The organism is Polaromonas sp. (assembly GCF_039932935.1).
In the GTDB taxonomy this organism is placed as follows: domain Bacteria; phylum Pseudomonadota; class Gammaproteobacteria; order Burkholderiales; family Burkholderiaceae_C; genus Polaromonas.
The window spans coordinates 164,765-177,046 of record NZ_JBDTPB010000039.1; the positions used below are offsets into that span (position 1 = coordinate 164,765).

At 65.0% G+C, this 12,282-nt stretch carries 4 protein-coding genes; all 4 read right to left on the reverse strand.

Features of this window, described 5'->3' with window-relative positions; genetic code table 11:
- Positions 1-19: 19 nt before the first annotated feature.
- The 4 genes from ABI546_RS06840 to ABI546_RS06855 all read right to left on the reverse strand — a co-directional run bounded on the left by ABI546_RS06840 (position 20) and on the right by ABI546_RS06855 (position 12,194).
- Entirely contained in the window at positions 20-2,776 is a 2,757-nt protein-coding gene (locus tag ABI546_RS06840) for an SdrD B-like domain-containing protein (RefSeq protein ID WP_348045376.1), read from the reverse strand.
- Positions 2,773-8,817, reverse strand: a complete 6,045-nt coding sequence (locus ABI546_RS06845) for an SdrD B-like domain-containing protein (RefSeq protein ID WP_348045378.1) — start codon at positions 8,815-8,817, stop codon at positions 2,773-2,775. Before ABI546_RS06845 ends, ABI546_RS06840 begins: the two co-directional genes overlap by 4 nt.
- A 114-nt stretch (positions 8,818-8,931) precedes the next feature.
- Complete coding sequence (locus ABI546_RS06850; protein ID WP_348045380.1) at positions 8,932-11,574, reverse strand: hypothetical protein; 2,643 nt, start codon at positions 11,572-11,574, stop codon at positions 8,932-8,934.
- Positions 11,575-11,693: 119 nt separating this feature from the next.
- A complete protein-coding gene (locus ABI546_RS06855) occupies positions 11,694-12,194 on the reverse strand; it encodes a hypothetical protein (RefSeq protein WP_348045382.1) in 501 nt (166 codons plus the stop codon).
- Positions 12,195-12,282: the final 88 nt, after the last annotated feature.

Sequence of the window (12,282 nt, forward strand, 5' to 3'; positions counted from 1 at the left end):
CCATTTTCACCCGCGTCGCCTACTGGTCGACCTTGACCCGGTACGTGACGATCAGTTGGGCTCCCGAAGCCAGTGAGCCGGTGAAGGTCCACTTCAGCGCGCCCTGCGCATTCACGGCCGGCTGTGTGGTCACGACGCAGCCCGTGATGCCTGTCGGCAGCGCGCCCGGGCAGGCGGTTGACACGAAACCGGTGAATGCGGGCGTCGAGTCACTCACGAACAACGTAGACAAGGGCTGGGTGCCATTGTTGGTGGCCGTCAAGGTGTACTGCAGCGTGTCGCCGGGACTGGCGTTCACACTGGTGGCGGCGGCGATGGCCTGGGTGATGTTGCTCACCAGCTTGGCCAGCGCGAGGTCACCCGCCTGCCCAACAGTGGTGATGTCGGTGGCGACCAAGGTGCTGACGGCCAGCGCCGGCGCGGCATTGGTGTAGCTGAAGGCAGCGCTCAGCGTGACGCTGTTTTGTGCGCCCTGACCCGCGCCCGCTGGAACAAACTGCTTGACGATGAGGCAGACGGTCTGCCCGGCGGTGACCGTGATGGCCGCAGTGACCTGCGGCTCGCTGGCTTCCAGCACCGCATTGCAATTGCTGTCCTGGTACAGCACCTGGCTCCAGGCCGGGCTGGCCGGCGTGGCGGTGTTGGCCATCGAGAAGGTGACCTGCCCGCCGGTGCCGGCTTGGTAGGTATGCGCGTAAAACACGACCGTGCCCGGCTGGGCGGTTTGCGCGCCGTTGGGGCTCAACGTGTTGGGTGCCACCATGCCGAAGCTGATACCGGTGCGGATCAAGCCGGTGCCGGCGGTGTAGCTCACGCTTGGGCGCGAGTAGCTGCCGCCCGTGGTACCGGCCGAGCCGCCTGTGGCGATGTAGCCGGACGGCAGCACGGGCGTGATGACGACGGTGCCGCTGGTGGCCGCCGGCACCCACAGGATGAAACTCCCATCGCTGGCCGTGGGTTCGCTGTCAACCGTCGTCGCGCCTTGCATGGCATTGACGGTGATGCCGGCCAGGCCGGGCTCTGTCCCGGCCTTGACGCCGTTGTTGGCGGTGCCACCGCCTGCGCCGTTGTCGGCGAACACGTTGCCGCTCAGTGTGCTGCCGCTGTAGAGACCGAAATTCTGCGGAACGGGCGGCGCGCCCACGATGCTGAACTGGATCACGCCGGTGGGGTTCTGCGTGCCGATGAAGCCGGCTGGGTAGGCCGCCGTAATGTCGCTGAGGGTGCTGTTGCCGTCCACGACCAGGCAGTAGTTGCCCTGCTGTATGTTGGTAAAGCTGTAAGCGCCGGTCGAGAGCGTAACGGAAGCCGCCACCGTGGCCGGGCCGTTGCAGACACTACCCGTGCGCGGTACGAGCTTGACCCACAGGGCGCTCGCCCCGCCTATGCCGGACTCGCCCGCATCCAGGTTGCCGTTGTGGTTAGCGTCGCTGTAGACATTACCGCCGAACCCCAGAGCCACAGCGCTGACCACGGGCGCTGCGCAGCCGGCGCTTGGCGTGTTGGCGGCCGTGCAGGTGGTTGCAGTCGGCGGGCTGGTGCCGCCCGCCGGGTCCACGGCGGTGTAGTTGGTGACGGTGATGTTGCTGGTCGGCTTGGCCGTGATCTGCAGCACCGAGGTGCCGCCGCTCGCGGTGATGGTGCCGCTGAAATCACAGGTCACCAGCGTGCCACCGGCGTTGGCCGCGACCCCGCAGGTCCAACCGGTGCCGCTGCTGCTGACATAAGTCATGTTGACGGGTAGCTGGTCAACCACCCGCGCCACAAAAGCCGGCGTCGTGGTGGTGGTCGCCACCGTGAGGGTGTAGACACTGTTGATACCCACCTGCAGCGCCGGGCTGGGCTGGGATTTGGTGACCGTCAACGTGGGATAGATGGGCGTGATGGTGACGGAGCCGTTACCGCCGGGGTTCCCGCTGGCCGGGGCCGTTCCCGCAACGGAAGCACCGCCGGCACCGCCCAGCGAGGCGGTCACGCCGAAGGCCGATACCAGCGTCGTGTCACGGCACGAACTGCCGCCTGTTGACTGCCGGGTAGTGTTGGTGCCGCTGCTGTCCACCGCTTCGGCGCCGCCTATGCCGCCAGGGCAACCCGCACCGCCACCGCCACCGCCCGAGCCGTCACCGACACGGGTGGTGCCCGCGGTACCTGCAGCGCCCGGTAACACACCGAAGGCCGCCGGCGCAGCCAAGCCAGCCCGACCCGGCACATCCAGTGCGCCGCCTTGCCCGCCGCCGCCGCCGCCGGCAATCACCAACCGGAGATTGGCGGCCGTAGCCACCACGCTGGCAGCGCCACCGCCCGCGCCACCGCCGGACCAGCCGCTGCAACCGGCCTGGCCGCCGGCACCGCCCGCGAAGCCGGGAGCTCCGCCCGCCAACCCGCCCGCACCCGCCGCATTGGCGCAGGTGAAGGCGCCCTGTGATGTGTTGCCGGCCCGGCCGCCTTGCCCGACGGCCACATTGAGCACGGTACCCGGCGCGATGTAATAGGTGCCGGTGGCCCGCGCACCCGCACCGCCGGCGCCGCCGTCGCCGTTTAAGTCATTGCCGCCGCTGCCGCCCCCCGCGCCGTTGGCCTGAATGATCACCCCGCCTGCACCCGCTGGCACGGTGTAAGTCTGCAGCGCGCCGGTGTAATTGAGCGTCGTCTGCGCCGTGGCCCAGGGTGCGGCCATCAGCATGACGGCGGTGATCCACGCCAGGCGGGTCGCCCTGCGTGACAGCAGGCGGTGGCGAGGCGCGCAGGGAAGGCCTGGACGAGAAATGGGCATCATGATTTGGGAGCCGCCGTGCGGGACGGTAAGGCGGTGGCCGCGGCAGCCGGCTCAAACACGTTTTCGTCGAACTTGAAGCGTACACGCAGATAGACGCCACGTTGCGTGTAGGCCTCACCGGCCAGGTCGGCGGCCTTGAAGCCCTTGATGTTGTAGCCCAGCGATACCCACATGTTCTTCCAGGCCAGGTAGCCGACTTCCACACCAACCGCGGTTTCTGCAGCGCCGTCACCCCACATGCGGTACGCCTGCAGGCTGACGTCCCAACGCTGCGTCAGGTCCCAGGTGGAGCGGCCGCCGATCAGCTGCGTGAAAGAGCGCGTGCTCAGACCGCTGGAACGGTCGCTGCCCCACTTGGCGGCGTAGCGCGCGCTGGCCACCCAGCTGCGGCTGGGCTGGACGTTGAGGTGCGTGGAAAGAATCAGGCCGGACTCGTCGCGGCTCAGTCCGGGGCCCAGGGTGCTGTCCGAGTCTTTCTTGTATTCGATGCGGCCCAGCGCGTTCCACACGTCGGTGTCCACCGGGCGGTACGCGGCGCCTGTCTGCGCGGTGATCAATTCGCGTTTTCCACCGGCTGCGCCGAGGTTGGTCTGCTCGCTGTACAGGCCGCGGTTGAGCAACGTCCAGTTGTCGTCCAGCTTGTTGGCCAATGCGCCCGACAGCAACCAGCTGGTCGAGGTATTCGAGGCTTGCCACTGCACCTGGCCCGAGGCCTTCCACGTGGCGGCCGCCGTATAGTCCGCGCCCAAGGTCACGGCGCTCGAGTCGTCCACCGTCACGCCAGACAGCGGCTTGACGCGCTGCACGCTGGCGGTAAGGCCAATGCCGTTGTCCAGGCGCCAGAGCCGGCGCAGGCCAACCGCGGCTTCGCTGGTTCGGCCATTGATGCTGTCGCCGATGCGGTACTCATTGAACAGCTGTGTACTGCCCGCAAGTTCAGTGTTGATGCCGGCGACAGTGGTGTACTGCGATGTCGACGCATTGAGTGTGTAGGCGCTTTTCAGGCTGTTGACGAAATCATGGCGGGCGTACAGACGCGTGCTGGCGTTAACAGCGTAGTTGCCGCCTATGCCCACTTCCCGGCCCCCGCTGCCGTCAATTGCGTACTCCACCAGGCCATAGACATCGGCCTGGGGCACATTGGGAACCGGTACCGTGACCTTGACCCGCGCCGTGGTGTAGCCCACCTCTTCGGACGAACCCGTTGCCAGCGCCGCGGCGGAAGGCACCACCGGGACGGTGCTGCCGGGCAATGCCGGGCCTGAAAGTGCGGCAGCGGTGTTGGCGCTGCTGTAACGAACGCCGACTTCCACCTTCACGTTGCCGGCCAGGCTGTGCTCGAGCTTCAGGTCCGCGCCAGTCTGCGCCGCGCCGGTGATGCTGTTGGCGGTACGCAATGCTTCGGCCACCACACGGTTTTTCTCATCCACCGCATAACCGATCTTTGCGCCGTACTCGGACTGGCCTGCCGACTGAACGCTGTTGGGGTTGTAAAAACCCGCGCTGGTCTGCGCGCCCCAGACACGTGCCTGAAGCGCCTGGTCGTCATGGCGGACTTCCACGCGCTGGCCTGTGCCGCTGCCTTGCAGGTCTGTGCTGCTGCGGGCGACTTCGCCGGTAGCCACGGTCTTTTCGCCCAGCTTCGCTGTTACGTTCAATCCGCTGAGGCTCTGGCGATTGGCGGGGTCGGTGTCCTGCAGCGCTGTCGCGCCCAGCGTAACGCCGGGAAGGACTTCCAGGCGCGCATCCGCGCCCGCAACCGTGTGCTTGGGCCCGCCTGAATCCACCGAATAGCTGACCCGCACAAAGATCGGATTCAGGTCGGTGTCAACGCTCGGGACCGGGGTCTTGAGCAGAAGCTGGCCACTGAAGGGTTCAATTTCATAGTCGGTGAACTGCGCCAGCGGCGTGTCATTGATGATGACCGACGCCTGGCTGCGGCTTCGTGTGAGGATATCGACCTGCTGGCTGTTGACCACACCGTTGATGTTGAGGCGAAACGGCCCGGACGTGCCGTTGGCGCGGAACTCTTGCACCAGCTGTGTCGTCGCGGTGCGACTGGCGAAACCTTCCACGGTTACGGCGCCTTCCTGGTAGCGACCTTTGACACCATTCAGGGCACGGGAGTATTGCGTGAGCTGGCGCGCAGCATTGTCACTCTGGGTGGAGTAGTCGCCCAGCAGCGCGTAGTTGGTGCCGTTTTGCAGCATCACATACAGCTTGCCCGTCGACTGGGCGTCAAAACCCCGAGCCGATGAGTCGCCGTACACCGGATAAAACTGGTTGGGCTGGATATCGCGGAACAGCGCTGTGTCGGAGGGTTTGTCGGAATCGTAGGCCAGCGTCAGCAGCGAAGAGCCCAGCACCTTGCCTTTGAGAAACAGCGCAGTCCGCGCAGCCGCGTCGCCCTTGCCGCCGGAAAGGCTGCGCGATGTGCTCCGTATTTGCCGCTCAAAAACATCCCCGCTTTGCGCAGGCTGCAAGGCCGAAGGATTGAGGCTGCGCAGGTTGAGGGTGCCCTCCACGATACCGGCGGCAATCATGGGCCGCAGGTTGGGCATGAATTCAATCACCGCTGCCGACTTGACCGTCCCGCTGGCGATGCCCAGCTCCGCTTTCCCGGGCTGCGCAGGAGGCAGCAGCAGGAAGCGGCCTTCCCCGCCTTCGACAAACACTTGCGTGCCCGGCTGGCGCGCATCGAGATCGGGGGTCTGCCACTGGCCGAGGCTGGCCTGCAGGGTCACCTGGGTGCGCGCGGCAACCGGCAGCCCTTGCGCGTCACGCAGGGAGATGGTGATGGGAACGGCCGTTGCGCCGTCGGCAATCAGCTGCGGCGGTGCGCCCACTTCAATCTTTGCCAGCGCGCCCGGAACCAGCACCGTGACCTGCGCTGTTCCCCGCGCATTGCCGAAGCTGTCGACAGCGCGCACGCCCAGCGTGTTGCGGCCGGGCCGGAGGTCCACCCCGATGTACTCCCAGGCCACCACGCGGTTTTTTTCCAGGCTGCTTTTTTTGCCGACTTGCGTGACGGGCACCACCTGCCCGTTGAGGGTGACCTCGAACGTGGCGCCTAAAGGGCCTTTCACGCGCACGCGGGTCTGCGCTGATGGCAGCACCTGGTCATTGACAAGCCCGATGAAACCGGTCTCAGCATTGAGTTCTGGCAGGAGATCCTCCAGCGGCGGCATTGCCTGCCCGGTTTCAGTGCCAGTGCCGGCCGCCACGGAAGGCTGCGCCTCAGGAGCGATTTGCAAAGGGGTGTAAATCGGCTTCGGCAGACCCTGGGCGTTAGGCGCGTAGGGTCCGCCCGGATCGCCTGCGGCGCCCAGCGTGCCCGGCAGCGGCGCCGCCGAACCAGCGGGACTGTTGTTTTGCAGCGCCCCTGGCAAGCCGAGCGCACCGCTGGAAGGAAGCGTCCGGCTGTCCACCGTAGAGGCGCTGCGGTTGGTCTGCAGCAGCAGGCCCGCAGCCTGTGTGATCTCTGATGAGTTGCCCAAGGCCTTGCGGCGCGCCGCGATCTGCTCACGGATGCCGGGGGTGCATTCGGCGATGGCAAAGTCGGCTTTGTGGAGTTCGCCGTTGGTCAGGTCCAAAAAACGGCTGGCAGCGTCGAGGGCATTTCGATTGTTGAGCACCTGGAGCGAGGCACCCGCAGGCAATGTGATGCTGTCGACCTTGGCGACGTGGGTGCGTGGCTCCAGGCCGTAAAAGCTGTATTTGCCTTCTTCGTCCGTCACGGCATAGGTGCCGTCTTCCAGATAAATACGAACGCCCGGAATACCGGGCTCACCCGCGTCCTGCACACCGTTTCGGCTGCAATCGGCAAACACCTTGCCGATGACATAGGCCTTGTTGGAAAACACACCGCCCACAACCTGCACGCGAACGCTGGACCGGTTGGAGCGCACAGCGCCGCTGGCCGCCTGCGCGGTGTTGATGCCGTCGCCACCCTGGCTACCTACGCCGACGCGCACGCGGTAGGTCAGGGTCGGCTGCGCGCCGGAAGCAATCGAGCCCACCGCAAACTGCAGGCTTGGGCCTGCGCCGCCCGCCGGATCGGCGAGGGGGCTTCCGTCAAGCCGCGCGGTGCCGCGTACGTAGGCAAACCCGGCCGGCAGACTGTCACTGACGACGACGCCGGGAAGTGCCCCGGCGCTGACATTGTTGAACTTGATCGAGTAATCAACAAAGTCCCCGACCTCGGCTGTCTTCTTGTTGGCCGTCTTCTGGATAAACAGACCGCCCGCACTGGCACCCGGATCCAGCGGTACATCGAAATGCACTGCCACGCCAGCCACCAGGAAACTGCCACCGTAAGAGCCGGGCGTATCGATCAGCCGCCCTGCGGGCTGCAGCCCCGCAGGAAGCAGGGATGGAAAGGTGAAACCCGCCGGTTGGGTAATTACCAGCTTGTATGTACTGTTGGCCACCAGCGGAAACTCATAAAACCCGTCAGCCGCCGTCACGACAACGCTGGGAGCCGGCGTCACACCGTCGACCTGGAATATGACAGCCGGCCCACCGGGAACGCCGCCGTTGCCTGCTCCGGTCACGTCGATCAGCGCCACTGTGGCGCCGGCAACGGGCTGGTTGGTGGCCGAGTTGAAAACAACACCCGAGGGGTCGACCAGCAGTGTCGTCGAAGCCGAGACAGTGATGCCTCCGCACGACGAGATTGTGGCCGTCACGGTGTCGTTTCGCAGCACTTCCAGTATGCCGTCCCCGGAAGCCACGGTATGCGACGCACCGTTGGCGGTGGGCACCGAAGGCTGTATCCGGAAGATGCCCGTATTGGGACCGGTTTCCACGGCGATGAAGGTCTCGATATCACCGGTTAGCCGGCTGGAAAGGGTGACCGGCACGGTGCCTACTACCGTTGCGTCGGCGTTGCATATGGACGCATTGGTCTGCACGAACAGCGGACGGCCGGGTGTGCCCAGCGTGGTCTGGTTAGCGTAGCTTGCAGTGCTGTAAAAAACAATGTCTGCAGCATACGACGGCAACGCCAGCACCACGGTGTTGCTGGCCGTGGTCAGTGGCGCGGCGGCGTCGGTCCAGTCGGCGTACGCGGCGCCGCTCACGTTACCGGAGGCGTTCGAATTCACCATGACGCTGAACTGCCCCTGGAACAGTCCGCCCTGCGGCAAGGTAGCGATGGCCCAGGCCACTGCATCCACTGTGGCCCCGCCGGGTACCGACGTGACATAACTGTTGGCCGCGGCGCCCAGCAGGTGGTAGAGCGTTTGAGCACCCGGGCTGGTGGAGGGCTGGGCCGCGGTGAAGCCTGTGTTCAGCGGAACCGGGGCACGCAAAATAAACAGCGCGGCCGGCGCGCCATTGACAAGCACGTTCGCGGGAGCTGCGGCCATGTTGCCGTTGTTAATGGCCCTTGCATTGAAACTGAGAGGGGCGCCTTGCGTTGCCGTAGCAGAGGAAGCCGAGTAACTCACCTGGACCGCCGCGCCATTGGTGAGGTTGAGGGTATCGGTATTGACAGCGTTCGCGCCCTGAAGCTGGCTCGAAGCACTTAAGGTAATTTGAGCAGTCTGCCCGGGTGTGGCGCCCGGCGGTATCTGGCCGGTGATCAACAGCCCCGCATTGGCGCCTACACCGAGCATCACAACGCCGCCGGCAGGAACCACGGGCTCACCGGCGTCGGCCAGGCCGTTGCCATTGACGTCCAGCACCACTTGAAGGTTGAGCGGCGTGAAGGCGCTGCCGCCGGCAACACTGGCCGTGACCAGATAGTTCGTTGTGCTGTTGCCGGTATTGGCCAGATTGTGGCTGACCGTGAACGTGGCGCCCGTTCCAATCAGAAGATTCTGGCTGGACGCCAGTGTAAGGGCCTCCAGCACCGCCACCGTGGTGTTCACAGTGTTGGAGGTGAGATGGACCGACAGGCCTGTGGCCGCATCAACAAAGGTGGCCGTTGCCGTGTTGCTGATCACCGTCCCCGCCGGGCTCGGCGCTGCCTGTGCCGCAACCCAGAAGAGCAGCAACATGCAGGAAATCAGCAGCTTGCGCAGCAGGCGGAAAAGCATGGTTGACGGACTTGTTGGTTCGGTTTGCGGCAGGACGTCGCTTTCCAAAGAGCACACACGTACTCTTTGAAAAGCGGGGAAGCTTGGTGCCTCCCCGCGCTGAATCAACGGGAATTAAGGGTCGATCCGCACGCCGAAAGTCATCAACGCCGACTGACCCGGGGTCAGGGTGCCGATCGTTGCAGTGACGGTACCGGCGGAGCCTACGGCTGGCTGGGTCAAGGTTCCCACCGACGTGGTGGCTGCACTGCTCAACTTGGTATAGCTAGGCGTTGCATCGGACACCACCACGGTGGTCGCGTTGGCCGACCCCACATTGGTCACCGTGATCTGGTACAGCACGCACTGGTTGGGCCTGGCGCTCAGGGTGGCTGCGGCATAAACCGTACCGCCGTTAGGGCCCGCGCAGGTCGTGTCCAGGGCTTGCGCCTTGGTCAGGGTCAGATTGCCGGCGATCACCGTGGTGCTGTCCACAGCGGTTGCTACGACAGGAACTGTTGTCACGTAACTGCCGTTGCTGGTGGTCACGGTGATGGTCGTTGCGTCCACTGCGCCAGGCGTTGCACCGCTGGGCGCAATCACCTTGTTGAACACGGTGACGGCTGCGCCAGGAGCCAGGCCGGCGGGCAGGACGCCCGCAGCATGCAGGTTGCCGGAAATCAGGGGGTCGGTCGCATCCAGCACACCGTTGCTGTTCGCGTCGTAGTACAGCGACGACGTCCAGCCGGCCTGGTTGTTGGCGGAGGACAGGGCGATCGTGCTGACCGTTCCGTTGCCTTCGATCACATTGCCGGTGTTGGTCAGGGTGTGGCTGTACACGTAGGAGCCGCCGGGGTAGGTCTGGCCCGCGCCGTTGGGCGTGAAGGTGACCGAGCGCACCGCATTGACCGTCACGGCATCATGCAGCGTGTCCGAGGCATTCGACGTGGGGGACAGCGTGCGGAAGTACAGCTGGGTGGTTCCGGCGGCAAAGCCGGAAGGCACATTGACCAGCGCGCAGACCACAACATTGCCGCCAGCAGCCACGGAGCCGGTGTTGGTGATGGTCGCACCGGTCGTCGAGCAGTTGCCCGCACCGCCGTCTGCACGGAAGCTGACCGTCCAGCCGGCCGGCAGCGTCACGCTGGCAAAGGTACTGACCGTACTGGCGCCCAGGTTGTAGCTGTCCGGCGAAGGGCCGGTGTTGTTGGCCACGATCGTGAAGGTTGTGGCCGCGCCCGGATTCAGGGTATTGGTTACCTGTGCGGCGGCTTCACCATTGGCAAATACGCCGACGCCGGGAACACCCACCGCGGTCGGCAGGTTGTTGGTGGCGTCAACCGCTGCGGCGGACACAGCGGTCAGCTGGTCGTTCGCGCTGGCGGTCTTGGTCGGATCGAACACGGAGGTAGCCGTCTTGGCGATGATGAAGGGCGCGCCGGCACCGGTCGCGTTCGGCGGCAGCGTGGCCTTCAGGATCACGTTGTAGATGGCGCCCGCGGCCAGAGGGCCGGTGTCAACGGTACCGTCGCTGTTCGTATCGACCAGCGGGGTTACGCCATCGCTCTTGAACAGCTGGAAGGTGGTCCCCGACGGGAAGTTGCCGGCGCTCAGCGTGATGTTGAACGTGTCCGAACCATTGCCGGTGTTGGTCACGATGTTGGTGAAGCTCACCGTGGAACCAGGAGCAGCCGGCCCGGCAACCGTGGAGCCCGTCATCGTGACGTTGGCAGCCTGCAGAACCGTGAAAGGTACGGTATTGGAGGAGCCGGTCACCGTGGCGGCGCCGTTGTTGTAAGAGGTCGTGGCCGTGTTGTTGAGCACGCCAGGTGCGGTGCCTCCGGCCACCGTCACGCCGAAGCTGATGGTGCCCGATTGACCGGCCGTTACCTGGTTAAGCGTGACCAGCAAGGTCTTGGTGCCTACGGTGTAGCTCGAAGTCAAGGTGTTGGGCGCCGAGCCGCTGGAACCACCGCTGTCGCTCAGCGCTGTGGCGCCTGTCACGCTCCAGCGTGCTGAGGCCGGGGTGTAGGTCAGGCCAGCCGGCAGAACGTCGGTGACCGCCACGGCAGTCGCCGTGCTGTTACCCGTGTTCGTATAGGTCAGGGTGTAGGTGATGGCCGTGCCGGCGGGGCCGCTGGAAACGCTGGCCGATTTGGTCAACGTGACAACCGCATTGGTGGTCACGGTCGTTACATCGGTGTTGGACTGGGTCTTGGTCGGGTCGAACACACTGGTGCCGGTCACCGTGATGGTGTTGGTCTGTGCTGCCGTAGCAGTGCCCGGCAAAGTGGCGACCACGATGTACTTGAAGAGGCCGCCCGCAGCCAGTGCGCCGGTCGATGTGATGGCGGGGCCCGTCGGCGTGCCGCTGCCATTATCGGCAAAGATCTGGACGCTGGCCATGGAGAACCCGCCAGTGTTGCTGGTGGTCAGGTTGAAGGTGTCCGTGCCGTTACCCGTGTTGGTCAGGGTGTGCGGGTAGTACACCACGCTGCCGGGCGTTGCGTTTTGCGCGCCGTTGGCGGTCAGGGTCAAGCTGGCGATCTGTTGCACCGTGGTCTGCACCACGTTCGATGTCACCGTGCGCGTCTGGCCCGATGCATCCGAATAGGTGGCTGACGCCTGATTGCTGATGGACGTGCCTGCGGGCGGCGGCGCGGCATGTGCCGCAAAGCCGGCCAGCGCGAGCGCGAGCGCAACGAACAATCCCACAATCCAGTGGGTAAAGAAGTGCTGCAGCCCTAAAGGCTGCGGACTGGTGGGATTGGCATACATGGCTTTTTTCTCCTGGCTACAAGACAACGGTGGATCAACTGACGGTTAACAAAAAACAAAAAGGCGAATGCGCTGACCAACCGTCGAAAAGCGCAATTGCAGGGGGACCCGGGCCGTTATCACGGCTTGGCGGCCGGCACGGCCGCAGGTGAATCGATGCGTACACGCAGGCTGACGACAGTGCTCGCGCCCGCAGCCAGGGTGCCGATTTCCCAACGCAGGGCGCGGTAGTCGGCCAGCGGAACAGGCTCTTTACGGACGCTGCCGTCGGCCTGTTTGACCATGCGGGTCAGCGGCATGGGGGCGAAGACGTTGCCGTCTGTGGAAGCCAAAGCCAGCGCGGGGTCGGCGCTTGCGGCAATCAAGGTGGTGCCGGGAGGCACCGGAACGGTCGCCAGAAGCTTGTCCGCCGCTGCCGCGCTGGTGTTGCGATACGTAGCGCTGTATTGCAGGACATCTCCGGGCTTTCCGTCACCGGCTGGCTTGAGCACCGGCTTTCCGGCCACCAATTCCACTCGCTGCGCGAGGAGCTGGGAAGACACGGGCGAGGCTTGCGCCAGTACGGCTTGGCCAAGCGCCAAACCAGCGGCAAAAATGCAAAATTTCAGAGCGGATTTCATTGATAACGTCCTTTCGTGACTCTTGGCACCCATGGCCCCGGAGAGTCATCGGGGCAGTGCAGGCAACATGTGGCGCCTAAAATGTGAT

Coding starts and splice junctions, on each gene's coding strand:
- ABI546_RS06840 (WP_348045376.1), bottom strand. CDS start 2,776: ATGATGCCCATTTCTCGTCCAGGCCTTCCCTGCGCGCCTCGCCACCGC.
- ABI546_RS06845 (WP_348045378.1), bottom strand. CDS start 8,817: ATGCTTTTCCGCCTGCTGCGCAAGCTGCTGATTTCCTGCATGTTGCTG.
- ABI546_RS06850 (WP_348045380.1), bottom strand. CDS start 11,574: ATGTATGCCAATCCCACCAGTCCGCAGCCTTTAGGGCTGCAGCACTTC.
- ABI546_RS06855 (WP_348045382.1), bottom strand. CDS start 12,194: ATGAAATCCGCTCTGAAATTTTGCATTTTTGCCGCTGGTTTGGCGCTT.